Consider the following 26,994-nt stretch of genomic DNA (forward strand, 5'->3'; position numbering starts at 1 on the left):
TTTTTAATTAAAAATTAGACATCAACATCAGCTTCTTCATCTTCAACATCAGATACATTTTCATCCTCATCAAGCAAATCTTCAGTATTTTTCAGTTCACCTTCAACAAGGTCTACATAAAGTTTGCCGTCAAGATGATCACATTCATGGCATATCGCCCTTGCAAAAAGCTCCTTTGCCTCCAGTGTAAATTTTTCCATTTTTTCATTATATGCCTCAACCTCCACATAATCAGGTCTTGTAACTATACCCGTCTTCCCGGGTATACTAAGGCAGCCCTCATATCCTGTCTGTTCTCCACTTTTTTTAATAATCACAGGATTAATAAATACTACCGGACTGTCCGGTTCAGTTTCAACTATCATTATTCTTTTAAGTACACCTACCTGAGGTGCTGCCAGACCTACTCCTCCCGCCTCTCTCATAGTTTCCATCATATCTTTTATAAGCTCCTGAGTTCTTTTTGTAACTTCCTTTACATTTTTACAGGGTTTTAAAAGTATTTCATCACCCCATTTCCTTATTTCCCTTATAGCCATATTTAAACCTCTTTTTTTATCTTTATATATCCTTATGCCGACAAAGCGGATTATTTTAATATATTATTCAAAATCATATAGGATACCCACATTGACGGCATAGGTATGTTTATCTGCATAGACCTGAAGCTGTTGTTTTAGTCTTAACAAGATATCATAGTCTATATGTTTAATATACACCAATTTTCTGTAAAAATCGTGAACTTTATAAATTCTTGCAGGTGCAGGACCTATAATATAAGCGCCGTATTTTAAAGCTTCTTTTTTTGCACATTCCGCATAATATTTAGAAAATTCATCAACATATTTTTCATTTCTTGATGAAAATTGTATACTTAATATATGAATCATAGGCGGATAAGCCGTTATTTTCCTAAAGGCGGTTTCCTCTTTGTAAAATCTCTCAAAGTCCTGTTCGGCGGCACACATCACCGCATAGTGTTCAGGTCTGTAAGTCTGTATAACCACATCTGCCGCCTGACCGGCACGTCCTGCCCGCCCTGCCGCCTGTGTAAGGAGCTGAAAAGTCTTTTCAGCTGAATTATAGCCTCCTACATAGAGCGAAGTATCCGCTGCCATAATACCTACAAGGCTTACATTTGAAAAATCATGCCCTTTCACTATCATCTGAGTGCCTATAAGTATATCAGCCTTATGCTCTGAAAAATCCTTTATTATAGATACTGCACCATGTTTTTTTGAAGCGGTGTCTGTATCAAGTCTAAGTACACAGGCTTGTGGAAACATTTTTTTTGTTATAGTTTCAAGCTGCTGTGTACCTATACCGAAACCTGCAATATATCCCGAACCGCAAGCCGGGCATTTATCAGGCACTGCAAGTGAATATCCGCAGTAATGACATCTTAATCTGCCATCTTTATGAAGAGTAAGACTTACATCACAGTGTTTACATTTTATAGCTTCACCGCAAGAACGGCATGACACAAAATTTGAGTATCCTCTGCGATTCATAAAAAGCATTACCTGCTCATCCATGGAAAGCTTTTCTTCAATCATATATTTAAGCTTTTTACTGAATATGCTCTTATTACCTGCCTTAAGTTCTTCTCTTAAATCTACTATATGAGTTTTTGAAAGTGAAGCACCCGGCACAGCTTTTTGTGTAAGCTTAAGACATTTTATTTTGTTTTCAAGCACTTTTTTATAAGTCTCAACTGACGGTGTGGCACTTGCAAGCACAAGGGCTGCATTATGGATTTTTGCAAGCTTTGCTGCCACCTCTCTTGCATCATACCTCGGGACGGTTTCATTTTTATATGCGCAGTCATGCTCCTCATCTATAATTATAAGACCTATATTATCAAACGGTGCAAACAAAGCTGAACGAGGACCTATTATAATATCCGCCTGTTTTTTTTCTGCAAGCATAAACTGACCATATCTTTGAGAAGCTGACATTGACGAATTCATAATAGCAATTCTTTTACCAAATACATTTACAAATCTTCTTACAGTCTGATATGTAAGACTTATTTCAGGAATTAAAACTATTGCCTGTCTTTTTTTTGATAAAACGGTCTTTATCATTTCTATATAAACTTCAGTTTTTCCGCTGCCTGTGATTCCATATAGAAGATATTCCGGTAAAAAGTCATTTTTTATAAAATCATTATTAAAAACCTCAACAGCCGCTTTTTGTTGTATATTAAGCTCATGTATTATTTTAGAACCGTCAGATTCACCCTCTTCAAAGCCGTATAGAGTTTTATTTAAAGACAGGCTCCTTTCTTCTTCTAATATATAAATCAGACCTTCAACCTCCATACGTATCAATGTATATAAATTTATCTTTAAATGATTTCTTATAAACCCGCCTTCAAGCCCATTTTCATTTTCTGCAAGCGCCTTAATCAGCCTGATCCATGCAGTCTTTTTTTTTGATTCAAGCTCTTTTACACAGTCTTTAATATTATCCTTGTCTATTTTCAAAAATACTTTTCTAAAAGTCTTTGCCTTTATTTTATTTTTTACCGGAAGCACGGTCATAAGTGCCTTATACATTGTAGTTCCGTAATGTTCCTTCATCCAACAGGCAAGTGATATAAGTTTTGTTCTCGCAGACAGCTCATCTGCGGCAACTGAGTCTATGTACTTAATCCTGTTTTTATCTATATCAAGTTCAGCCTCACTTATAAAATCAATAACATATGCACTGCGAAGTGATTTCATACCTCCAAATACTACCTTTACAGGACAGCCCACATAAATTTTATCTATTAATTCGTCAGGTATGGCATATGTAAAAACTTTATCAATTGCGTGGCTTGTAATATCTACAACCAGTTGGACATACTTATATTCTACCGGCTCAGCATCTGTTTCACCTGTGCCTAAACAACCTGTATAAATTTTATAATTATCCTCATTATTTAAATCCATATAAACACCATACAGTATCAGGCATTTTCAAGCAGCCTGAAAAGTGCCATACTGTTTGAACCTTTAAACAATACCGCATCCTTATTTTTTAAGGTATTTTCAACACCTTTTTTAAGGCTTTCAAAATCATAAAATGTCTCTCCTCCTATATCCGGTTTTAAAGATTCCGCTTCATCAAATATATAAAATGCAAGCTCACCATATGTAAGTATTGTATCTGCAATATTATTTTCAACTAAATAGCGTCCTATATCCCTATGCATTTTTTCGGCATCTTCTCCAAGCTCCTTCATATCGGCAAGAACTGCAACTTTCTTGCCGCTGCATTCAATATCTTTAAGTATATCAAGTGCCGCCTTCATAGATTCCGGGCTTGCATTATAGGTATCATCTATTATAGTAATTCCGCTTCTGCAATATATCTGCTGCCTATGCTTAAATCCTGTAAATTCACTTATCTTTGAAGCGGCAGACCTCAAATCAATACCGTAATGTGCTGCCGCAGCCAGACAGACAACCGCATTTGATACCTGATGTCTGCCATAAACATTTAAAGAAACCTCTACGGTTTCATCACCTATATGTGCCTTAAAATGTGCAAGTCCTGACCTTATAACTACCTCATCGGCATAATATCCGCATTTTTTTCTTCCTGAATAATATTCCTTTTTAATTCCCTTATACACATCTGATTTTTTTAATATATCACTATCGGCATTTAAAAATATAACACTCCCCTCTGCCATACCTACCATTATCTTAAATTTTTCATCCCTTATTCCCTCTTTTGATTTGAGAGCAAGTATATGTGTATTTCCTATATTTGTTATAATAGCACTGTCAGGCATTACAAGAGAAGCAATTTTTTCCATCTCACCCGGCTCACTTATGCCAAGTTCAATTACGCCTATATCATAGCTTTCATCTATTTCAAGCAAAGTAAGCGGCACACCTATCTGACTGTTATGGTTTGCAGGTGTCTTAAAAACTTTTTTTGCGGATGAAAGTGCATACCAGAGCATCTCCTTAGTAGTAGTTTTTCCTACACTGCCTGTAATTCCTATAAGAGTCAGCTTTAAATTTTTTCTGTGTGCTTTTGCTATATCTTGAAGCGCTTTTACAGTATTTTCAACATATATATAATTCATACCCTTTATAAGCCTGATGTCTTTTCGCTGTGTAAGAGTAAGTCTGCATCCTCTCTCATATACATCATTTATAAAATCATGTGCATCATTTCTTGCACCTACTATAGGTATAAATAAGCTGTTTATACCTGCATTTTTTGAATTAATACAAAAATCATTTATTTTAATGCTTTTTAGTTTATTTTTTTCAGTATTATTAATTTCAGACCCGTCGGCATAATCTGTAAGCAGTGTTCCATTGCAGGCATTTATAATAAAATCCACACTAAAATCTTTCATTATATCAGTTTTTCCAACCCTTTCATTTTTTCAATGCTTCCATGACAGCCTCTCTGTCAAGAAAATGATGTCTTATACCGTTTATCTCTTGATAGTCCTCATGTCCTTTCCCTATAACGGCTATTATATCGCCTTTTAACGCATTTTCTACAGCATAGCTTATAGCTTCCTGACGGTCAGGTATCTCTATAAATTTTCCACCTGTTTTTTCTATGCTTTTTCTTATATCCGCTATTATACCCTCAACCTTTTCAAAACGAGAGTTGTCAGCTGTTATAATAGACAAATCCGCCTTTTTCCCGGCTATCTCACCCATGCTGTAACGCCTGTCTTTTGAACGGTTTCCGCCGCAGCCGAACACCACTACAAGCCTCTTCGGATTATAATCTCTAAGAGTATCCAAAAGACTTTCCATGCTCACCGCATTATGTGCATAATCCACTATAACAATATATTTATCAGATTTATACACAACCTCCATCCTTCCGTCTACATGCAGGTTTATAAGAGCATTTTCCAAAATATATCTGTTAACATTTAAAAGAAAAGCTACTGCCGCTGATGCCGTAGCATTAAGTGCATTAAACCTGCCAGGTATGCCTACATTCACATTAAGTTTGGCATCACCTTCGTCATGTTCCGATATTTCTTCTTTCTGCGGTGTTTTTATAATACAGCTTATACCTACAAAATCTTTTTCAGCAAGGTAATTGATTCCGCAAAGCCTAAAATCCGCTTCATCTGCCTTGCCAAAGCTGTAAGCTTTAATTTTACTTTTTTTACATGTACTCAGAGCATCAGCTATTTTATCATGAACTATATTTTCATAAATTTTCTTTCCATTTATATCATCAATATTTATAATAGCATGCCTGCACTGTTTATAAAAAAGGGTTGACTTATAATATAAGTATTCATCAAAGTTCTCATGTTCAGCAGGTCCTATATGATCCGGTGAAATGTTTGTAAATACAGCATAATCAAATACAATTCCCGCTGTTCTGTCAAGCTTGAGACCCTGACTTGATACCTCCATAACTACATATTTGCAGCCGTCTTCATATATCATATTTAAATATCTGTGAAGATCATATGACTGAGGGGTGGTATTTACAAGGGGAATATGCTTTGAACCTGTATATACTCCATTTGTGCCTATCATACCGGTTTTTTTACCGGCAGACTCAAGCAGCTTTTTTATCATATGCGCAGTTGTAGTCTTGCCTTTAGTTCCTGTAACTCCTATACTTATCAGCTTATCCGCCGGTCTGCCGAAGTACTCTGCCGACATAACAGCCAAGGCATATCTTGTATTTTCCACTTTTATTATATATGACTCTCTAGACGGTTTAATATCTTTTATTTCTGCTTTTTTTATATCATGTTCTACAAATACCGCCAAAGCACCTTTTTGTATAACCTCATCCAGAATATCATGTGAATCAAACCTTGCCCCTTTTATACATACAAAAGCACAGCCTTCACTTACTTTCCTTGAATCATAGACTATATCCGAGATTTCAATATCTAAAAAATCAAGTTCATTTTTTTTACCATCATTTTTATCTATATTTTCATATCCGGTATTTTTATACACTTCAGTATTAACTGCATTATATTCAAGAGCTGCAAGTAAATTTCCAAGCTTAATATTTCCCATTTTTATATCCCTTATATTATATATAATTTATAAATCAATATTCATATATTCGCTTCAAAAAAGTTAAAGTATTTTTTCAAATTCATCAAGTGTCATAGTAATACTTCTTTTTTTAGTGCCCTGCTCAGTCTCAACAACTCCGGCAGCCTCAAGCTGATCCATAATCCTGGCAGCCCTGTTAAACCCAAGCTTAAAAAGCCTCTGTATATATCCTATTGTAGCATTATCCTGTTTTATAACACATCTGCCTACATCAGAAAAAAGTTCATCTCTTTCGGAGCCTGTATATGTTTTATTTCCTGTACCTGCTTCTTCTATATCTGCCGCCACCTCTTTATCATAATCATTTACATCGCAATTGGCATTAATAAATGCTACAACATCCGATACTTCCTTGTCAGATACAAAAGCCCCCTGAATTCTTACAGGCTTAGGTGTTGACTGTGAATCAAAAAGCATGTCTCCTTTACCGAGGAGCTTCTCAGCCCCTCCGCCGTCAAGTATAGTTCTTGAGTCTATCGCCGATGAGACGGCAAAAGCTATCCTTGAGGGTATATTTGCTTTAATAAGACCTGTAATTACATTGACGCTGGGTCTTTGTGTGGCAATAACAAGATGAATTCCACATGCCCTTGCAAGCTGTGCGAGTCTGCATATATGATCTTCAACTTCATTATGTGCAACCATCATAAGATCTGCAAGCTCATCAATTATTATAATTATCTGCGGCATTACTTCAAACTCTTCTTTTGGAAGTGTCTTTTTCATCTTTTCATTATAACCCTTTAAATCCCTTACTCCTGATTTTGCAAATAATTTATATCTTTCTGCCATCTTTGAAACAGCCCAGTTTAAAGCAGCCGCAGCCTTTTTAGGATCAGTTACAACAGGTATAAGAAGATGCGGTATGCCATTGTAAACCGAAAGTTCTACAACTTTCGGATCTACCATAATCATTCTTACTTCTTCCGGTGAATATTTAAACAGTATACTCATTATAAGCGTATTTATACATACAGATTTTCCTGAGCCTGTGGCTCCGGCTATAAGAAGATGCGGCATCCTCGCTATATCCGCAAATACCGGTTTGCCGCTTATATCCCTTCCAAGGGCAAAACTTAATTCACTATGCCCATATCTGAATTCATGTGATTCTATAAGTTCTCTTAAGTGAACCAGAGTATTTTCCTTATTTGGAACTTCTATACCTACAGCTGCTTTACCTGGTATAGGAGCTTCTATCCTTATATCACTTGCCGCAAGATTAAGCTTTATATCATCGGCAAGTGAAACTATACGACTTACCTTAACACCCTGCTCAGGCTGTATCTCATATCTTGTTACAGTGGGTCCGCAGCTTATATCCCCTATACTTACATCAACACCGAAATTATGCAGTGTCTGTTTTAACTTTAAAGCTGTACTTCTGTATTCTGCATCATCTGAAGCAGCAGGCGGTTTAGCTTTTTTAAGCAGCTCAGTAGATGGAAATATATATTTTTTATACGTTTTTTATGTTTATGCTTATCTTTATTATATATATTATGTTTATCTTTATTATATGCAGCAGTTGTATTGCCGGGCATAATATTCGGTATCTTTTTATTTGACATATTGTTTTTTAAAACCGAAACGTCAGATATATCTCTATCTGCACCGTTCCTATTACCGGCAGTTCTGCCATAACCCTTATCATCTGCAGTATCTTTTAATAAATCAACCGTTGCACTGCCTGATTTATTTTTTGATATGTCATCTGATATATTATTTGACTTATATCCTGATATACCGTCATCTAAGCTGTCTGAACTATCACCTGCCGTATCCGTGTTCATATTATCGTTAAAACCAGCTTTTTCATCAGTTTTTGAAGCACCTTGTAGAAAAATTTCTTCAAATTCATCATCGGCTGTATCTTCAGTTTGCGATGATGTAAATACATGCCCCTTATTGTCAGAATCTTTTTTGGCAAATTCAGATTCAGCCCCTTCTTTTAAAGCTTCTTTTCTTGCAAGGATCTCATTTGCCTTTCTTATTGTCTCTTCATCAAGCGGATCATCTTCATAAGCCATATTATTATAATCTTCGGCTCTTATTATCTTTCCGGTAAATATCTCTGAATTATCCGAGTCAACTCCGTCATCAGATATCACAGTAATACCTGTGTCATCATTCCTCTTTTTATCATAAAACGCATTATTATAAAAGCCTTTATTTTTTCCGGTATTTTTATCACCCTTTATTTTATAATCATGCGGAGCATTTTGATATAAAGCTTTATTTGCTTTTGTCATCTTTGCAATCTTTGAAAATACAGTATCGTTACTGCCGTTATCTACACCATACAGTTTATCATTCACAGACTCCGCTTTAAAACCTTTATTATCATCCCCTGAATCTTTGTCATCAGGCTTTAAAAACAGTTTTTTTGCAGGCTCCACTATAAAATCAAATATATGGTTTTGTTTTTTAGGATATCTGATTTTATCAATATCGCAGCCTCCTGAAGCTGTATTATTATAGTTATAATCTAAATCACCGTTTTTCCCGGTATTTTTATCAAAAATATCGTCAGAACCGTAATCCTCATCATAGCCGCCTATATCATCATCTTCCTCATACTGCTTTCCTTTTTTTCTCAGACTTAATAAATCATCTACTATATGCCTATATGCATTGCTGCCGTTTTCACTTACAAAATTTACGAAAGAACGCTCACTTATACATATTATACATATTGCCAGAAATGAAAACATCAAAACTACAGTACCTATTTTGCCGGCGAATTTGATTGAATATGAATAAAGCAGCGCACCTATAATCCCTCCTGCCTTCTTTTCATTATAAAATTCCATCATATTCACTGCAAGCTCAGTATTTTTACCAAACAGTGAATGCATAATACCTGAAACACAAAGCAGTATACCTGCACCTGCCGCTGCTTTCATAATTGATTCAGCACTTGCTTTATTAGATATTAAAAATGCCACACCTACAAAAAATATTACCGGAAATAAATACCCTGCAACTCCAAAAAGACCCAGCTGAAAATCTTTAAAAAATCTTCCCGCTGTGCCTCCTAAACCGAAAATTCCTATAAAAAGCAGTACTGATACTGCAAAATCCACTATTATAAGTATCTCGCCTGCAAGAAAATTTTCTTCAGGTGTTTGATATTCTTTTTCATCAAAATACTCATTATATACAGATTTTTTTTCCGTATTTTTTCTGACTGTAGATTTTTTAACCGGACTTTTTTTGACTGCCCTTTTATTTTTTGTCTCAGTCTGGTTTTTTGTAACGGATGCCCTGCGAACTGAGCCTGAAGTGCTCTTTGTGCTTCTTTTTCCTGCCAATCCAAACACCTTCCTGTAGCCGTAATTTAAAAGCGAGCATAACTGTAAGCCGGGTTCTGTATCAGACAATCATCTATCTAGCTCTGCCGTTGCCGGCAGAATCAAGCGACAAACCTGAGCTTGGACGGGCAGCCCCTGTATTAAAAATACGCTCTATTTAGTCTTGCTTCGGATGGGGTTTACATGGTCCCCGTATGTTGCCATACAGGCGGTAGTCTCTTACACCACCTTTTCACCCTTACCGCATAAGCGGCGGTATGTTTCTGCTGCACTTTCCTTAGAGTCGCCTCCACCGGACGTTATCCGGCATCCTGCCCTGTGAAGCCCGGACTTTCCTCATACATAGACATAATCCTAAAAAGGTATATATTATAAAGATAATCCATACCCTTTTACATTAGATTCATATAGTACAAAATAGCTAGAAGAAGGAAAAAATGAAAGTCATAAAGTATATGCATGCGATTGTCTGTTATACTCGCTTTATACTGCAAAGCATATGCCTCGCAGTATAAAGTATATCATCAAAATCTGATTTTCTCAATATACTTCTGTCTCTTGCAACAGATGTACCCTTTATACATAAATTCCATTTTATACACAGTCTTTTAAAGCTGAGTTTTTAAGGTAAATATACTTTCAAAAAACATTTTTTTGCATATTCTGATGTTCATTTTATGCTTAAATACCATACTATACAATATAATTTAGGACTTGCTATAAATAACATGTTCTGATAAACTATGGTGGTATATATAAATGTCGGTATAATCGACTTATTAAATTAAGGAGGATGTTTTCTATGAAAGCATGTGTTATTTATTTTACAACTTCAGGCAATACTGAAATGTTGGCTGAAAGCTTAGCAGAAGGACTTCGTTCAAAAGCTGAAGTTGAATTAAAGAAAGTGTCAGATGCAGAAACTTTAAACCTTTCTGATTTTGATATAATCGCTCTCGGTTCTCCTGCACAAGGAACTGAAGAAATTGATGAAACTGAGATGAAACCTTTTTATGACAGTCATGTAGACGAACTCAAAGGTAAAAAAGTTATACTTTTCGGCTGCTTCGGATGGGGCGATGGAATGTTTCTTGATACATGGAAGGATGATGCGGTTTCACACGGTGCCAATGTAATAAAAACTTATGGTAATCTTGAAACACCTGAAGCTGCCGCTCTTGATGAGATAAAGGAAATAGGTGCAAACGCCTAAAATCACATCAAAAATGTGTTTTTCCACATAATGCTAAGGCTATTTTGGGGCTGTTGCATTAAGAATTAGAGCTACAAAAGATATTGATTATTTTAATGTAAATCTGCTATATCTTGTAGAGTTTTTTCTTTAATGCATCAGCCTCTGCCCGTTTTATTAAAGGAACAGGGCTCTGTCTTTAGAAAAAATGATAAGACCGGTAATTTTTTCGGTCTTATCACTGAAATTTATAATAAAATATACATTATATACAATTATTGGACTTTTTCATTCAAAAAGCATATCACCGTATCCTGGAACCGGCCAATACTTTCGATCGGTAATAGTCTCGAGCTTGTCAACAGGAACCCTAAGTATTTCCATTGCCGAAACTACCCTGTCATGGTAAAAATGTGCGGCTGCGCATCCGCAATCACTGTCATTACGACTTTTAAAAGCTTCAGCTTCATCAATCACTCCCTTAAGATTATTATATGCTGTTTTAACCTGCAATAACAGATCTGTACACTCATTTAACAAATCTTCATGTACTGAAAAAGAGCTTTTGTTGCCGGCAGCTTTAACTTCATTTAAAGAATGTGCAATCATACCTGTATACTTAATAACTGCCGGCATATAGAGCTTTCCAGCCATATCAAGCATGGTTCTTGCCTCAATTGCAACCGCTTTCATATAGGACTCAAATTCTATTTCAGCTCTTGATTCAAGTTCTGCCCTTGTGTAGACTCCAAAACTCTCAAAAAGTTTTACCGCTTTTTCACTTCTTAAGGCTCCTATCGCATCCACCATGCTCTTAAGATTCGGAAGTCCTCTACGCTCCGCTTCCTTAACCCATTCATCTGAATATCCGTTGCCGTTAAAAACTATACGCCTGTGCTTTTTTAAAAGCTCCTTTATAAGATCATGAACCTCCATCTCAAAATCAGCACTGTTTTCAAGCCTGTCGGCAGCCTCTTTAAAAGACTCGGCAACTATAGTATTTAAAACCACATTGACTGAAGATATGGATTCAGAAGAACCAAGCATCCTGAATTCAAATTTATTATTAGTAAATGCAAATGGCGATGTACGATTTCTGTCTGTTGCATCCTTTTTAAAATCAGGCAAAGTTGCAACTCCTGTTTTTAAAGTTCCTCCGCTTTTAGATCTCACCGCCTCGCCTGTATCACACAACTGGTCAATAACATCCTCAAGCTGTTCACCTAAAAAGACAGATATGATTGAAGGCGGTGCCTCATAACCGCCAAGCCTCTGTTCATTTCCCAAAACTGCGGCAGTTTCTCTTAAAAGATCCGCATGAGTATCAACCGCCTTTAATATACATGCAAGTACCAGTAGAAACTGTATATTTTCATGTGGCGATTCCCCCGGATTAAGCAGATTTATTTTATCATTACTTACAAGCGACCAGTTATTATGCTTTCCTGAACCATTGACTCCGGCAAAAGGCTTTTCATGAAGCAGACATGAAAGACCGTGCTTTGCGGCTACTCTTTTCATAGTTTCCATTATAAGGTGATTATGGTCAGCGGCGACATTTGCCTGCTCATAAACAGGTGCAAGTTCGTGCTGTGAGGGAGCAGCCTCATTATGCTGCGTTTTTGCAGGAACTCCAAGCTTCCAGAGTTCATCATTTAATTCATTCATATATGCCGCAGCCTTATCCCTTATAACTCCAAAATAATGATCGTCCATTTCCTGACCCTTAGGAGGCATTGCTCCAAAAAGCGTTCGACCTGCATAGATAAGATCAGGTCTTTTTAAATATTTATCACGATCTATAAGGAAATATTCCTGTTCTGCACCTACACTTGGAATTACCCTCTTTGAAGTTGTATTGCCAAACAATCTCAATATCCTTAAAGACTGAATATTTACCGCCTGCATTGAACGCAGCAGTGGAGTTTTTCCGTCAAGTGCCTCACCCTTATATGAACAGAAAGCTGTCGGTATACATAATATTACACCTATTTTATCTTTAATTAAAAAGGCAGGTGATGTACAGTCCCATGCAGTATACCCCCTTGCCTCAAATGTAGCCCTTAGACCTCCTGAAGGAAAGCTTGAAGCATCAGGCTCTCCCATTATAAGCTCCTTTCCTGAAAATTCCATGATTACATTGCCATGTTTTCCCGGAGCTGATATAAAAGAATCGTGTTTTTGTGCAGTTACTCCGTTTAGAGGCTGAAACCAATGTGTATAATGTGTTGCTCCGTTCTTAAGAGCCCACTCCTTCATACCATGTGCCACTATATCTGCAAGTTCGGCATCAAGTTCAGTTCCGTCCTCTATTGTCTGCCTGATTTTCCTGTATACACTTTTGGGGAGGTAGACAGACATAGCAGAATCGTTAAATACATTACATCCATAATAATCAGCTATACAGCGTGCCATATCTTATTAAGCCTTTCCTTCTGAGCCAAAAAGCCCTGGTTTTTCACAAACGGTCTGCATTATAACATAATGCTTCCCCCTTTCCCTTTTTAACATTTCTGTTACCGGAACTGACATTACTTCCTTCTCCTTTATAATTAATAGTAGTATGAATTTTTTTATTATACTATGTTATAGATATTTTCTCTATGTTTTTATAAAATTACTGTTGTCTTTTTTATTTAAATAGATATCTTAAAAATAGACATCTTAAAAATAACATAAAGTATTATATAGTTATTTTAAAAGCTATATTTTAAAAGCTATATTTTAACAATCTGAAGTTGTTTATTTTATATTCTATACTTTTAGCCCAAGAACCTTTTTAACCATATCGCCCATAAGCTCTATATCACATTCAAGCTTATGAATGACAGGTGCATCCTTTATATCAATCACCGCCTTTGGAATCGCAACACCCGATGTCTTATTAAGCATTTCTATAACTTCCCAGTCATCCATACCGTTTATATCAGCTATGGCACCCATTACGCTTTTTGCGAATTTATAAGGACTTGCAGTGGCAGCTATCAATGTTTTTGTATCGTCATGGCTTTCGTTTTTATATTTTTCATAAACACTTGAAGCTACCGAAGTATGAGGATCAATTATATATCCGCTCTCTTTATAAACTCTTTTTATATTCTCCAGATTTTCATACTCTGAAGCAAAACCTCCTGTAAAATCAGACATAAATTTCATCATTGATTTATCAGCACTATAATGCCCTGAACTGTAAAGCTCATACATAAGCTTTGAAGTCTTTGCACCGCTGCAGCCGCAGCTTAAGTATATAAGTCTTTCAAAATTGCTTGATATAAGTATATCCATAGATGGTGATATTGTAAGTGTAAAGTTACGGTTTTTATCATAAATCCCTGTTTTAAAAAAATCAAACAGCACTTTATTTTCATTTGATGCACATATAAGCTTATTTACAGGAAGTCCCATAAGTTTTGCAAAATAAGCTGCAAGTATATTCCCGAAATTACCTGTAGGCACACATATATTAACTTTTTCGCCATCATTTATATCACCGGCTTCAAGCAGCTTTATATATGCATGGACATAATATACAATCTGCGGAACAAGTCTGCCTATATTTATAGAATTTGCACTGGAAAGCATTATATCATTATCTGCAAGAAGTTTTTTAAAAGCGTGATCTGAAAATATTTTCTTTACACTCGCCTGTGCATCGTCAAAATTGCCGTGTACCGCAAAAACCTCAACATTCGCCCCCTTCTGTGTTGTCATCTGAAGCTCCTGTATACTGCTTACACCGCCTTTAGGATAAAAAACTATTATACGGGTTCCCTCAACGTCTGCAAATCCGGACATGGCAGCCTTACCTGTATCTCCGCTTGTAGCAGTAAGTATAACTATCCTGCCATGTATATTATTTTTTTTTGCAGCAACTTTCATAAGATGAGGCAGAATTGAAAGAGCCATATCCTTAAATGCTATCGTTGCACCATGAAAAAGTTCTATATAAAAAGCTCCGCAGGCATGCTTTATATCTATAATACTTTCAGTGTCAAATTTTCCATCATATGCTTTATCTATACATTCCTTTAATTCATCCTCACTGTAATCTGTAAAATAAAGCCTCATAATCCTGTATGCCGTATTTTTATAATCTCTGCCAACTAAATCTTTAAGCTCAAAATCAAATACAGGTAACTTTTCAGGCATAAAAAGACCTCCATCATCAGCAAGTCCTTTAAGTATAGCCTGTGAAGCACTCAGTTTCCTGCCATCTCCTCTTGTACTTATATATTTCATATCATTTATATGCTTATACATTAATCATGTCCCCTTTATAAAATCCCTGAATGTAATTAAAAACTCCTTCCGCCTCCACCATGTCTGGTGCCGCTGCTTCCGGTATGTGTAGTTGAACGAAAACCTCCTGATGAGCCTCTTGATGAACCCGAGCTTCCTGAACTTATATATCTTGTCTTTGTATGTCTGCCTAAAAAATCATCTATATTTTCAGAAAGTACATAACCGGCACCTGATCTGTAAGCAAGTAAATACTGAGGTGCTGTGCCTGTCAATTTTTTCATTTTATAATTATCAATAATTACTTTAATATTAATACCGGCTATAATAACAGATATTATAAACGATAGTATAAACTCAACTGCCGTTATTCTTTTAGGAGGTTTGTAAAAGCTTATCTCTCCTGTTTCTCTGTCATAATTATACTGACCGCTTCTTACTCCCTGCATGACATATTCGCCGGCTCTTTCGATAACGGTATCAGCACATCTGTAATATTCCTTTGACTGCATATATTCTGAAGCCTTGTCAAGAATTGAGTCAATCCTGTCATCATCAAGTATCCTTATCATATGACCTGTGGTAGATATATGAATTTTTCTGTTGTCAAAATCAATTAAAAACAGCATACCGCTATGATCCTTTGAAGTTCCGAAGCCATTTTCATCATAAAAATCATCCGCATAACTTTCAGCGGATTTTCCCTCAGCATCATTGGTAGTTACTATAACGTAGTCCATACCGGTCTTATCTTTCAGTTCTCTGATTTTTTTCTCAAGCTTATCCTGCTGAGTGCTGTCAAAAACACCTGCCATATCATATACATAGGTATCTGAATCCTTTGCATAGGCTGTAATCCCGACTGCTTCACCTATAAATATAATGCACAAAATCATAAATAAAGCAAAAATCTTAAAATCTATTAAACCTGAATTCAATCTCTCATTACTTTTCATTTTTCATCTCCCTTATAAAATAAAATATGAAAATAGCAGAAAAATCACCATACAAAAAGCCGCAATAAGCAAAAAATGAATCATAAGCTTTTTACTGTCAACCGGCAGCTTTCCTATAACATTACCCTTTTGCCCGTTTATTGAAAAATAATAAATTTTATTATTTTTTCTATCATTATAAGTAAGAGTCCATACAGGCATAAGTGCATATTTCCAACTATCCTGTATTATTGCAGCTTCTTTTTTAAAAATATTAATATCCGAATATCCTGCAGTATAATCATCAAGCTTCTGCATCGCATAGCTATGTACCTCAGCCTCTATATTCTTTTCAAAATCAGAAACCTGCATATCCTTCCTTTCAGCCATAAAGCCTGAAAGATATGACATTTTAAACTGCACCGCTTTAGCGAAGTCATATGGCAAAACACCTTCAACAAGTACCTTGTTTGCTTTTTTAAGAGCATTTCTTGCAATATTGTTTAAATCCATATCGCCCTCTTTTTTTATATGATAGCTGTCAATATCTGTATATTCCGTATTTCCAATCCTTCGTACGCTGTTTTTTTGTGCTGTTGCATCAATACAGGCATGTATCCTGCAATTATATAAAATGTACGGAAAATAAACTCCGCTTAATTTATCTATCTGATCATTTGAATAAAAATCCTTTGGAACATACTTTTTCTTTGTTATCCATGCGGAAAATATCTGCTGTGCAGTATTTCGGTCAATCTCAAAAGGTATTACATAATCAGGAGTGTCAGCTCCGTCCAGTCTACCTGAAAGAATTACCGGAGAATGACAATAATAGCAAAATGTAGCGGCAGTAGTTTGATCTGTAACTATCTGGGCACCGCAATTAGGGCAGTTATATAAAAGTGCCTGCTCAGCTGCAGTATTTTCATCAGCATTAAAAACATCTTCAATATGCTCATTTTGTGCCGACTCATTTAATGCCCTTTCTTCCTGCTGTGCAAATTTTGAATCCAATTCCTCCTGTGAATACTCCAAAAGACAGTAATCACATTTATATCCCTGTGTCTGCGGATTAAATTTAAGCTCCGCTCCGCAACTGGGGCATTTATATAAAAGTGCATCCATATGATTTTTATTTTATGTATCTATATTGCAGTCAGATTTAATCATGACTTTAGAAAAATATCAGCTTTATACACTAAGTAAAGTCTATATATTTTCTGAAAGTCAATTTTACCGGTTTTGAAGTTTATATAAACAGGTACAAAGTCTGCTGCATATTTTTATAAATACACAAGCCCTCCTTTTAAAATTTTAATACTGTGCTTAATCTCTCTTAAACAGTTTGAATCTGCTGTAAGGTGTGATATTGCATACTGATAATGCAGTTAATACGGTTGCCGCTGTAAATTGGAAACCCATTCCTATGATAAACCAATTCTGCCTGATAAATCCCGAACCGGAGCCCCCTATTAAATCAAAGATTGAATCAATAGTTTCCTTATTGCCTATCACCATGTTAAGATTAATATAAAATACTGTGATTGGGTTGGTGGAATATATCCAGCCCATAAGCAATGAAGCATTTTCATGTGCATAAGCATCTCCAACTGCACCTGCATCCATAGGCAGTAAGGTCTGCTCAGAAGCCTCAATTGAAAAACCTCCTGATAAAATACCATGCGGCAGTGTCGCAAGCATAAGAACAATAAGTACTGCATAGGCAGCCGCAGCTGCTACATTGGTACTGCGGCTGAGTGATGAAGCAAAAAGCCCTATACTTCCTGCATAGTATATCACAAGTAAATATGAAATTGAAAGTTTTAGAATATCCCCCACAGTTATACCGCCGTAAACAAATACAAGTGCCATTACAGGCAGACTTGAAACGACAAGCATAAATGTAGCAAAAAATGCTGCAAGGAACTTGCCTGCTACTATATCAAACGGCTTTATACGTGTTGTGTAGAGCAGGTCAAGTGTTTTTCTCTCCTTCTCTGAACTTATGGCACCTGCAGTAAGCGCCGGTATTATAAATAAAACAACCAGAAATTCTATAAGTGCTACAAGTCTGAATATCATTAGAAAAGAAGTATACTGCACCATGGCAGTAGTCTTTACATTCTGTATCACACTGCTCATTGATACAAATACTATAAAAGCAAGAAATGCATTAAACAGACTTATAGCTATTGAAAATTTTATACTTCTTACCATGACTTTTTTTTCATAGGTATATACAGGATTAATAATCATTTTCAATAATCACCCTTTCTTCATCATGATTTGTTATCTGCATAAAAAATGACTCAAGACTTCCGGTTTCTCTTACAAACTCACATACAGGCACTTCCATATCCATAAGTTCATACAAAAGTCTTGCCTCCTCAAGTTTATCTCCGTCAAACTTAACCATAAAGGTATTTTCATTTCTCGAAACCGCTTTCACTCTTGGATTTTCTTTAAATACCGCCATAGCGGAGCTTACAGCACCCAGTACCACTATTTTTATAGGATTTGAATGTTCTATTCTGCCAAGTATCTCGGTAAGACTTCCCTGTGCTGCGAGCATTCCGTTTTCAATAACTGCTATATCGGTGCATATCTCTGAAAGTTCTGACAGCAGATGTGAGCTTATAAGAACTGTCTTCCCACTTTTTTTAAGTTCCTTTACAAGCCTTTTAAATTCAAAGCTGTTTCGTGGATCCAATCCGCTTGTAGGTTCGTCCATTATAAGAAATTCAGGATCATGTATAAGTGCTCTTGCCAGTGAAAGCCTCTGCTGCATACCTCTTGAGAGAGTATCTGCAATAAATTCTACCTTATCTTCAAGACCTACCTGTTCAAGAAGCTTTAAATTTCTATTTTCCGCTTTTATACCGCTTATACCGAAACCTGCAGCAAAAAATTCCATATATTCATTTACACTCATATTAAAATATGAACCGCAATTATCAGGTACATAACCTATCATTTCCTTGACTTTAAGCGGTTTTTTTCTGGCATCAGTACCGTTTATTATAATCTGACCGTCATCCATATGACTTAAACCCATTATAAGCCTTATAGCGGTAGTTTTTCCGGCTCCATTCGGTCCTACAAGCCCATATACCTGCCCCTTTTTTATATTCATATCAAGACCTGCAAGTGCGGTATGTTTTCCGTATTTTTTCTTTAAACCTATTACTTTAAGCATAATTTACCTCTTTAAATAATACCTGTTTAGGTATAAAGCCTGCATGGCATAAAGCAGCATAGCTCATATTTTTATTTTTCACCTTCATTTTCTTTATCACTTCCTATAACTGAAATCATAGGAAGTGATATGTTTGAATCGGAATTTTTATCTCTATATACATACCTTATCCTCATAGCTTTTGGAGGAGAGAGATAGTCATTAAGTTCATCAATACTATATGTTCTCATCTCCTTCTTATCATAGCTTGCTTTTAAATAATTATAAAAGTAGATATCACCCTCAAATACCTCTATATTGTTGTCAAGTTTTAAAAATTCAGGTGATATATTCTCAAAATTAATTTCTTTTATATCAAGGTCATCGCCAAGCTGATATTCAAGTACCAAGGGTTCCAGAGGATAAAAAGCGTTTGTATTTGCGAAAAATATACCTCCAAGAACCGTAGGAGTCTTTATAAGCACCTGCCTGTATACCAGATTATCCTTTTTATTGTCTGTTGTAAGTCTGCTTACAAGGAGTGATATACCGAGATTTTCCACCTCCTTACCTATGATTATATCATTATCGGGCTTATTTCTGCTAAAACCTATAACTTTCGCATCAGGTGAATATCCTGATTGATGAAAGTACATATAAAATTCAATAAGTCCTGCTTTTCCGATTGCATCCATATAAAAACGATCTGTTTTTTTATATTCAGAAGTATCTTTTTCTACGCTATCGTCTTTTGCGGGTGTGCTTTCTTTATATGAGGCAATACTTTGGGTACTACTTTGGATTTCAGGAAAATTCTCAGCTCCGGTTATAAGCCTTGATACGGTTTTTAAATTTGTAAGCGGTATATTATAAACCTTAAGGTCATCAAGAGCTATGGTTTGCCCCGGTTCCATATCGCCAAGAAGTACAAGTTTTCCATAAAGTATGACTGCAGCACTATATATTTTTTCATTATAATTATTTGTAACATAACCATACAGTTCATCTTTGAAAAGATTTATCTCACCTGAAAATCCTATTAAATCATCATTTAAATAAGTCCTTTCAAGCTTAAAAAACTGTGAATAAAACGCACCCGGAGAATATACATCTATCCTTGTCTTATCATCATAAAATCCAAGCCCTACATCAACGCTGTCATTTTCACTAAACGGTTTACTACTCTTAAAATTAAAGTCTTCTCCTGAAATCGTACGCACTGAATACTGCTTTGATATATCAACAGTATAGTCTTTATTGTACGGATTCCTGAAATTGACATAAGTCTGCTCCGAAACGCTGTCTTCATCAACATCAAGTATACTTGCATAATTATAAAATACTCCCCTGAACCTTGTCCTTATACTGCACATATAGATGATAATCGCAAAGCATACTGATATTATGCCTACAACTCTTATATAAAGTGTCTGAAGATTTCTTTTCTTTAAAAATAAAAATATTCCGGGACCTATGATTATTATGTACAGTATTATAAGGAACATAAACAGGTAAATATTGGGTATCTTGTCTGCTCTTTCGTTATTTATTATTGACTGTATGTCCGAATATAATCCATAATCCTGAAGATAAACTCCTCCTTCAAGTGCCTCCATCCTTGCATTGCCCAATATCTTTGACAACAGTCCGCTTATATATGAAGTATGTTTATTAGCATAATCCGATACCGCTTCATCTGCAAAATCATAGGAAGCTACAGCTATTACACCATTTTCTTTATTTACAGCACTTAATAAAGGACCTTCATCTCCAGGTATAAGCTCACTGCCTCCATGCAGCTGAAATGATACACATTCTGTTTCTATGCTGCCTCCTCCAGGCTCATCAATACCGAGCCCTTCACCTAAATCGACTTCAGTAAGCCTTGAAGCTTCATACATATCATCAAGAAGCTCAGGTGCATATCTTCCAAGTGTATCATTTGCCCGACTGCCGGTCCCAAGCAGCATAATGCCGCCTTTTTTTATCCAGTCCATAAGTGCCATTGACTGCATATTATTTAAATCTCTTATTCTGAAATCACTTATCACTATCATGTCAAGCTGTGAAAGTCCTGCCGAATCCTCAGGAAAATCATATTGATCAAGTACTACCGATTTTGTAGATATTACACCGTAATTTATAAATACACTGTCAAAATAACTCAGTTTTTCAGGATTATCGCTTAAAATTCCTATTAAAAGATTATCGGAGCCTGATGAAGTATCAAGTTCGATCTCCTTTTTTATTATAACCTGTTCACCGTCATCATAAAGGCTTACAAATATGCGATCAATATCATATCCTATTGGGACATAATAGGTTTTTTCATACTCATTTTCAAATTCAAGCGGATAATTATATTCATATACATCTCCATTAGGAGCTTTTGTCTTAATTGATACTCTACCCTTAAAATGATCGCTTTTAACTCTGTAATTAATATGAACCGGCAGATATCTGCCGGTTCTTGCACTATTTCCATATCCATAGCTTATCTCTATGTCGGCATCTTTATCAGACTCTGGAACATTTTCAAAATTATCTCTTATCACAGAAGGCAAAACAGTTTTTATACCTGTGTTTTCGCCTGCAAATGAAGCATAACCGGTTTTTATTATCAATACTGTTGCTAATACAAGTGAGGCTGCAAAAGAAGCAGCGACTATTTTTTTAATTTCAGACATTTGTAAAATTTTCCTTATTAATATCTAATTCCGTTTTAAGTTTAACTATAAATGCAGTACCGTTTAAATCACTTTTTACTTCAATAAAGGTTCCATGCATCTGTGCAATATTTTGTGCAATTGCAAGGCCAAGCCCAGTGCCGCCTGTTTCAGATGATCTTGAATGTTCAAGTCTGTAAAATTTTTCAAATATAAGAGCAAGTTCTTTTTTAGGTATCACTTTGCCATAATTTATAACTGAGACTGATGCATAATCATGATATACTTCTATCTTTACATCTATTTTTTTGCCGTCAACACCATATTTTATAGCATTGCCTATAAGATTTTCAAAAAGTCTTGCAAGCAGATTTGCATCAGCATCTATGAACTTACTGCTTTTATTTGTTGTAAGAGAAAACGCAAGCCCCTTTTCCATAAAATTAGGGTAAAACTCCTCCATAAGCTGACTTATCAGCTTTACAAGATCTATTTTTTCAACCTTCATAGCAATTTTTCCATAATTAAGTTTTGTAAATCCGAAAAGATCTTCTATAAGCTTTTCAAGTTTTTTTGACTTTGTATATGCTATCTTAGTATAATTTATTCTGGTTTCATCATCAATTTTATTATTTTTTGACAGGAGTTCAAGATAGCCTATTATTGAAGTAAGCGGTGTCCTTAAGTCATGGGCTACATTTGTAATAAGCTCATTTTTAGTCTTTTCAGACTCTCTTTCCCTCTCCATCAGGTTTTTTATATCACTTACCATTGTATTCAAAGTTTGAGCCATATCCGAAAATTCATCATCTCCTTCGACCTCAAGACTTGTATTTAAATCACCGGAGGCTACACTTTTCATGGCACGGGATATGTCTTCTATATATCCAAATGATTTTCTTTGCAACATCCAGAATACAAATGTAAACATACCTATACCGAAAAGTACAAATAAAAGAACTGTTATAGTCTCAAATCTTAAAAACGAAACCACAATCTCATTTTCAGAATTATAAAATTTCGGAAGTTCAAGCAGAGTAAATACATTATTTACAATAAAATATTCTAAAAGGCAGCTTATTATAAGTGCATAAATAACATTTATGAGTACACGTGTATGAAATTTTTTATAATTGGTGCTTTTTATACCGTCATTCATGACCTTCACCACTTTTTTTATTCAGGTTGTTACTTTTCAATCTTATATCCTACTCCCCATACTGTAGTTATAATTTTATCTGTTCGCTCATCTTCCTTCATCTTACCTCTAAGCCTTCTTATATGAACCATTACTGTATTATTGGCTTCATAAACTTTCTCATTCCATACCTGTTCAAATATATCATCTGTTGAGTATACCTTACCTGCATTGCTTGCAAGAAGGTAGAGTATCTCAAACTCTATCGGAGTAAGTTTTATCTCCTCATCATATATAGTTACTTTATGATTATCTTTATTTATAACAAGACCTCTTATACTTATCTCATTCTGCTGTTTTACTGCCGTGCTGTTTGGATTAAACTGAGTGTAACGCCTAAGCTGTGATTTGACTCTTGCAGTAAGTTCAAGCGGGTTAAACGGCTTTGTTACATAATCATCAGCTCCGGTACCAAGTCCCATTATTTTATCAAGATCCGAGCTTTTTGCGGAAAGCATTATGATAGGTATATTTTTTGTCTCCCTTATCTTTTTGCACATATCAAGCCCGTTCATACCCGGCATCATTATATCCAAAAGTGCGAGATGTATATCCTCTTTCTCCATTATATCAAGTCCGTCATTTGCATTTGACGCCTTAAATACACGATAACCGTCGCTTACAAGATGTATCTCAACAAGATCGGCTATTTCCTTTTCATCATCTACTACAAGTACATTAGTCTGTGGCATAAAAACTCCTCTCAATTACAAAGGGACATAAAAGCCCCTGCTTTTATATTATAATCTCTGATATTTATAACATATTTTCTGTCAATTTAATTTAATATTATCTTACATTAAAGATATTAAACCTTAAATCTATAGCCAACACCCCATATTGTTTCAATATACTGGGGTTTTGATGAATCAAATTCTATCTTTTCTCTTATTTTTTTTATATGTACCGTTACAGTTGCTATATCACCTACTGAATCAAGGTCCCATATATGTTTAAATATATCCTCTTTTGTAAAAACATGGTTAGGGTTTGAAGCAAGAAAAAGAAGTATGTCAAATTCCTTGGCGGTAAATGCTGTTTCTTTTTTATTAACCCAGACTTTTCTGCTGCTTTTATCTATCTTAAGTCCCCGTATCTCTATTATATCATTTGTATGCAGTGCATTTCCGAGTATCCTCTGATACCTGGACATATGAGCCTTAACCCTTGCTACAAGCTCACTTGGCGAAAAGGGTTTTGTTATATAATCATCTGCACCAAGTCCAAGCCCCCTGATCTTATCTATATCTTCCTTCCTTGCACTTACTAAAATCACAGGTGTATCTTTAACCTTTCGGATTTTTCTGCATATTTCAAATCCGTCGCTTCCAGGAAGCATTATATCAAGTATTATAAGATCATAATTATTTTCTACCGCAAGCCTTTCTCCGGCATCACCATTATTGCAAAGCTCAACCTCAAATCCCGATATCTCAAGATAATCTCTTTCAAGCTCCGCTATACTCTCTTCATCTTCAACTATAAGTATTTTTTTCAATGATATCCACCTCATCTAAATCTGTAATGCAATAATATGGTCTGTAAAGATAATCAGTCTTACAGCATTCCCTGATTTTTCTTTTTTGATTCATGGTATTTCCTAAGAAGAATTATAATATCAGTCCCTCTGCCTACACTGCTTTCCGCTCTTATAAAACCGCCATGTGCCTCTACTATTTTTTTTACTATTGACAACCCTATGCCGCTTCCTCCAGTTGAGGAATTTCTTGAATAGTCGCCTCTGTAAAACCTGTCAAATATATACGGAAGATCACTTTGAGCTATACCTCTGCCGTTATCAGTTATGTCAATCTTTACAAAATCCCCGTCATCAGCAAGCTTTATACTTATCATTCCATTACTTTTATCTAAATATTTCACTGAATTTCCTATTATATTATTGACTACCCTTTTCATCTGTTCTACATCTGCTACTACAACTGTGTCCTTTTTTATACCGCTTTCAAAAACAAATCCTATACCGGCAGCCTCCATATCAAGCCCTACCTGTGAAGCACAGTCCTGAAAAAAGTCCATTATATTTACCTCCTGGTAATTATAAGGAATTTTATTTGTATCTATCTTTGTATAAAATGTAAGCTCATCTATGAGTCTGTCCATATCATTTGCTTTATTATAAATTGTTCTTATATATTTATCAAGTTTTTCCGGAGATGAAGCAACTCCGTCCATAATTCCTTCAACATATCCCTTGATTGCCGTAATAGGGGTTTTTAAATCATGTGATATATTACTTATAAGCTCTTTATTATCCTTATCCGTCTGCAACTTTTCTTCTTCATTTTCTTTAAGGCGTATTCGCATCTCCTCAAAATCCATACATAACTGACCTATCTCATCATGCTCTTCAAAATCAAGGGTAAAATCAAGATTTCCTTCTTTTATCTTCCTTGTTGCTTCCTGAAGTTTTTCAAGCGGCTTCAGTATAGAACTGTACACCCATATTATCATCAAAAAAGCGACACATATAAGTATAGCAACTGCTGTTATCAAAATATCAAGCATCTTCTGACTATTATTCTTAAATATGCTTGCAAACAGCAAAATTGCCGCTATAAGGCTTATTCCTGTAAATATAGATATAAGAGCGGTTTTTAATTTCATATATAATCCTTTCTGCTATATTTTATATGTGGTTTGAGAAAGATGGCAACTCTTTAAGTAAAATAAATTAAATTAATAAATATAGCTGCCGCAAAACAAATGTAGCATACATTTGTTTTAACGACAGCCATGATTGATAGTCAGACTATATTTTTTATAAATTAAATATTTCGCCATCTAACATTACTGCTATCTAAATGTTTCAGTCCTTACAAATCATCAGATGCTGTCAAAATATAATTGCTAAGAAAGCAATTGTGCAGCTCTTTTAATCTCTTCAACTTTATCAAGCTCTTCCCATGGAAGCTTTATATCCGTCCTTCCAAAATGTCCGTATGCCGCTGTTTGTTTATATATAGGTCTTCTAAGGTCAAGCATTTTTATAATTCCTGCAGGTCTTAAGTCAAAGTGCTCTCTTACAATCCTGCATAATTCATCATCTCTTATTTTACCTGTACCAAATGTATTTACAGAAATTGAAGTCGGATGTGCAACTCCTATTGCGTATGAAAGCTGTATTTCACATTTTGAAGCAAGCCCTGACGCCACTATATTTTTTGCTGCATACCTTGCAGCATAGGCAGCGGAGCGATCGACTTTCGTACAGTCCTTGCCCGAAAATGCCCCGCCGCCATGACGTGCAAAACCGCCGTAGGTATCAACTATTATTTTCCTGCCTGTGAGCCCTGAATCACCGTGAGGACCTCCTATTACAAACCTTCCGGTAGGATTTACATAAAACCGGGTGTTGTCATCTACCATATGTTTAGGCAGAACCTTATCAAATATAAATTTTTTAATATCTCTCTCAAGCTCTTCATGTGTTACATTTTCATCATGCTGTGCAGACAAAACTACTGTATCAATCCTTACAGGTTTGTTATCTTCATCATACTCAACAGTAACCTGAACCTTACCGTCAGGTCTTAAATACTTAAGAGTTCCATCCTTTCTTATATCACTGAGCCTTTTTGCAAGTTTATGTGAAAGTGATATCGGGTAGGGCATATATTCCTCAGTCTCATCAGTAGCATAGCCAAACATCATACCCTGATCGCCCGCCCCTATATTCAGATCATCTTTTTCTGTACCCAGCTTAGCCTCAAGTGATTTATCCACACCCATAGCTATATCAGGCGACTGCTCATCAAGAGAAACTATAACTCCGCAGGTATCGGCATCAAATCCATATTTTGCCCTGTTATATCCTATCTCCCTCACAGTATCCCTTACTATTTTTTGTATATCAACATAGGCTTTTGTAGTTACTTCGCCCATGACCATTACAAATCCTGTAGTCGCACAAGTCTCACATGCAACCCTGCTTAGAGGGTCAAGCTCAAGAAGTGCATCAAGTACGGCATCTGATATCTGGTCGCACATCTTGTCAGGATGTCCTTCAGTAACAGACTCAGATGTAAATAATCTTTTTTCAGACATATATTCCTCCATATCATATACAGGTCTAAAACCTGAAATATATATTATTTTATAAAAGTCTTTATAAGACCGAGTTAGATTATACCATACTATAATATATTAATAAATACTATATATGCCGGAATAAGATTGGGATATTTTC

18 protein-coding genes, 1 other RNA gene and 1 pseudogene are annotated in these 26,994 nt (G+C 35.6%); 1 reads left to right on the forward strand and 19 read right to left on the reverse strand.

Translation table 11 applies throughout. From position 1 onward, the window contains the following. Positions 1-14: 14 nt before the first annotated feature. The 7 genes and pseudogenes from def to rnpB form a co-directional block, all read right to left on the reverse strand. Positions 15-539 (reverse strand): peptide deformylase, encoded by a 525-nt coding sequence (gene def / locus HMPREF9333_RS04675; protein WP_005540204.1) that lies wholly within the window; start codon positions 537-539, stop codon positions 15-17. A gap of 63 nt (positions 540-602) precedes the next feature. Continuing rightward, entirely contained in the window at positions 603-2,939 is a 2,337-nt protein-coding gene (gene priA, locus HMPREF9333_RS04680) for a replication restart helicase PriA (RefSeq protein ID WP_005540207.1), read from the reverse strand. Between the two features lie 17 nt (positions 2,940-2,956). After that, entirely contained in the window at positions 2,957-4,366 is a 1,410-nt protein-coding gene (locus HMPREF9333_RS04685) for a UDP-N-acetylmuramoyl-tripeptide--D-alanyl-D-alanine ligase (protein WP_005540208.1), read from the reverse strand. Between the two features lie 22 nt (positions 4,367-4,388). Continuing rightward, positions 4,389-6,026, reverse strand: coding sequence for a UDP-N-acetylmuramoyl-L-alanyl-D-glutamate--2,6-diaminopimelate ligase (locus tag HMPREF9333_RS04690; protein WP_005540209.1), 1,638 nt, complete (start codon positions 6,024-6,026; stop codon positions 4,389-4,391). A 63-nt stretch (positions 6,027-6,089) separates the two neighbouring features. Beyond that, positions 6,090-7,529: pseudogene (locus tag HMPREF9333_RS04695) on the reverse strand (DNA translocase FtsK); the annotation flags it as partial. Beyond that, positions 7,439-9,391 (reverse strand): DNA translocase FtsK 4TM domain-containing protein, encoded by a 1,953-nt coding sequence (locus HMPREF9333_RS12865; RefSeq protein ID WP_156797276.1) that lies wholly within the window; start codon positions 9,389-9,391, stop codon positions 7,439-7,441. The gene HMPREF9333_RS12865 and the pseudogene HMPREF9333_RS04695, both read right to left, overlap by 91 nt. A gap of 20 nt (positions 9,392-9,411) precedes the next feature. After that, positions 9,412-9,773: RNase P RNA component class A (rnpB, locus tag HMPREF9333_RS12230), an RNA gene on the reverse strand. Between the two features lie 411 nt (positions 9,774-10,184). Here rnpB and HMPREF9333_RS04705 point away from each other — a divergent pair. Then, complete coding sequence (locus tag HMPREF9333_RS04705) at positions 10,185-10,595, forward strand: flavodoxin domain-containing protein (RefSeq protein WP_040882298.1); 411 nt, start codon at positions 10,185-10,187, stop codon at positions 10,593-10,595. A gap of 267 nt (positions 10,596-10,862) precedes the next feature. On the opposite strand, the gene HMPREF9333_RS04710 is transcribed toward HMPREF9333_RS04705, so the two are convergent. The 12 genes from HMPREF9333_RS04710 to metK all read right to left on the reverse strand — a co-directional run bounded on the left by HMPREF9333_RS04710 (position 10,863) and on the right by metK (position 26,852). Then, positions 10,863-12,989 (reverse strand): glutamine synthetase III family protein, encoded by a 2,127-nt coding sequence (locus tag HMPREF9333_RS04710; protein WP_005540214.1) that lies wholly within the window; start codon positions 12,987-12,989, stop codon positions 10,863-10,865. A gap of 339 nt (positions 12,990-13,328) precedes the next feature. After that, a complete protein-coding gene (gene thrC, locus HMPREF9333_RS04715) occupies positions 13,329-14,834 on the reverse strand; it encodes a threonine synthase (protein WP_005540215.1) in 1,506 nt (501 codons plus the stop codon). 35 nt (positions 14,835-14,869) lie between these two features. Continuing rightward, the gene (locus HMPREF9333_RS04720; RefSeq protein WP_005540216.1) at positions 14,870-15,769 is read right to left on the reverse strand and encodes a TPM domain-containing protein; all 900 of its coding nucleotides are present in this window, start codon (positions 15,767-15,769) and stop codon (positions 14,870-14,872) included. Between the two features lie 12 nt (positions 15,770-15,781). Continuing rightward, the gene (locus HMPREF9333_RS04725; protein WP_005540217.1) at positions 15,782-16,873 is read right to left on the reverse strand and encodes a hypothetical protein; all 1,092 of its coding nucleotides are present in this window, start codon (positions 16,871-16,873) and stop codon (positions 15,782-15,784) included. 201 nt (positions 16,874-17,074) lie between these two features. Next, positions 17,075-18,004 carry an ABC transporter permease gene (locus HMPREF9333_RS04730; protein WP_005540218.1) on the reverse strand — a complete coding sequence of 310 codons (930 nt, stop codon included), beginning with the start codon at positions 18,002-18,004 and terminating at the stop codon, positions 17,075-17,077. Beyond that, complete coding sequence (locus HMPREF9333_RS04735) at positions 17,994-18,944, reverse strand: ABC transporter ATP-binding protein (protein WP_005540219.1); 951 nt, start codon at positions 18,942-18,944, stop codon at positions 17,994-17,996. Before HMPREF9333_RS04735 ends, HMPREF9333_RS04730 begins: the two co-directional genes overlap by 11 nt. 71 nt (positions 18,945-19,015) lie before the next feature. Continuing rightward, positions 19,016-21,610 carry a hypothetical protein gene (locus HMPREF9333_RS04740; protein WP_005540220.1) on the reverse strand — a complete coding sequence of 865 codons (2,595 nt, stop codon included), beginning with the start codon at positions 21,608-21,610 and terminating at the stop codon, positions 19,016-19,018. Continuing rightward, positions 21,603-22,748 carry a sensor histidine kinase gene (locus tag HMPREF9333_RS04745; protein WP_005540221.1) on the reverse strand — a complete coding sequence of 382 codons (1,146 nt, stop codon included), beginning with the start codon at positions 22,746-22,748 and terminating at the stop codon, positions 21,603-21,605. Before HMPREF9333_RS04745 ends, HMPREF9333_RS04740 begins: the two co-directional genes overlap by 8 nt. 29 nt (positions 22,749-22,777) lie before the next feature. Further along, a complete protein-coding gene (locus HMPREF9333_RS04750) occupies positions 22,778-23,479 on the reverse strand; it encodes a response regulator transcription factor (RefSeq protein ID WP_005540222.1) in 702 nt (233 codons plus the stop codon). Positions 23,480-23,595: 116 nt separating this feature from the next. Then, positions 23,596-24,285, reverse strand: coding sequence for a response regulator transcription factor (locus HMPREF9333_RS04755; protein ID WP_005540223.1), 690 nt, complete (start codon positions 24,283-24,285; stop codon positions 23,596-23,598). Between the two features lie 59 nt (positions 24,286-24,344). Then, a complete protein-coding gene (locus tag HMPREF9333_RS04760; protein ID WP_005540224.1) occupies positions 24,345-25,412 on the reverse strand; it encodes a sensor histidine kinase in 1,068 nt (355 codons plus the stop codon). 243 nt (positions 25,413-25,655) lie between these two features. Then, positions 25,656-26,852 (reverse strand): methionine adenosyltransferase, encoded by a 1,197-nt coding sequence (gene metK, locus HMPREF9333_RS04765; RefSeq protein WP_040882299.1) that lies wholly within the window; start codon positions 26,850-26,852, stop codon positions 25,656-25,658. Between the last annotated feature and the right edge of the window lie 142 nt (positions 26,853-26,994).

The organism is Johnsonella ignava ATCC 51276 (assembly GCF_000235445.1).
GTDB lineage: Bacteria > Bacillota > Clostridia > Lachnospirales > Lachnospiraceae > Johnsonella > Johnsonella ignava.

Coding starts and splice junctions, on each gene's coding strand:
- HMPREF9333_RS04740 (WP_005540220.1), bottom strand. CDS start 21,610: ATGTCTGAAATTAAAAAAATAGTCGCTGCTTCTTTTGCAGCCTCACTT.
- def (WP_005540204.1), bottom strand. CDS start 539: ATGGCTATAAGGGAAATAAGGAAATGGGGTGATGAAATACTTTTAAAA.
- HMPREF9333_RS04750 (WP_005540222.1), bottom strand. CDS start 23,479: ATGCCACAGACTAATGTACTTGTAGTAGATGATGAAAAGGAAATAGCC.
- thrC (WP_005540215.1), bottom strand. CDS start 14,834: ATGTATAAGCATATAAATGATATGAAATATATAAGTACAAGAGGAGAT.
- HMPREF9333_RS04690 (WP_005540209.1), bottom strand. CDS start 6,026: ATGGGAAATATTAAGCTTGGAAATTTACTTGCAGCTCTTGAATATAAT.
- metK (WP_040882299.1), bottom strand. CDS start 26,852: ATGTCTGAAAAAAGATTATTTACATCTGAGTCTGTTACTGAAGGACAT.
- HMPREF9333_RS04725 (WP_005540217.1), bottom strand. CDS start 16,873: ATGGATGCACTTTTATATAAATGCCCCAGTTGCGGAGCGGAGCTTAAA.
- HMPREF9333_RS04720 (WP_005540216.1), bottom strand. CDS start 15,769: ATGAAAAGTAATGAGAGATTGAATTCAGGTTTAATAGATTTTAAGATT.
- HMPREF9333_RS04710 (WP_005540214.1), bottom strand. CDS start 12,989: ATGGCACGCTGTATAGCTGATTATTATGGATGTAATGTATTTAACGAT.
- priA (WP_005540207.1), bottom strand. CDS start 2,939: ATGGATTTAAATAATGAGGATAATTATAAAATTTATACAGGTTGTTTA.
- HMPREF9333_RS04705 (WP_040882298.1), top strand. CDS start 10,185: ATGAAAGCATGTGTTATTTATTTTACAACTTCAGGCAATACTGAAATG.
- HMPREF9333_RS04730 (WP_005540218.1), bottom strand. CDS start 18,004: ATGATTATTAATCCTGTATATACCTATGAAAAAAAAGTCATGGTAAGA.
- HMPREF9333_RS04685 (WP_005540208.1), bottom strand. CDS start 4,366: ATGAAAGATTTTAGTGTGGATTTTATTATAAATGCCTGCAATGGAACA.
- HMPREF9333_RS04735 (WP_005540219.1), bottom strand. CDS start 18,944: ATGCTTAAAGTAATAGGTTTAAAGAAAAAATACGGAAAACATACCGCA.
- HMPREF9333_RS04745 (WP_005540221.1), bottom strand. CDS start 22,748: ATGAATGACGGTATAAAAAGCACCAATTATAAAAAATTTCATACACGT.
- HMPREF9333_RS04760 (WP_005540224.1), bottom strand. CDS start 25,412: ATGAAATTAAAAACCGCTCTTATATCTATATTTACAGGAATAAGCCTT.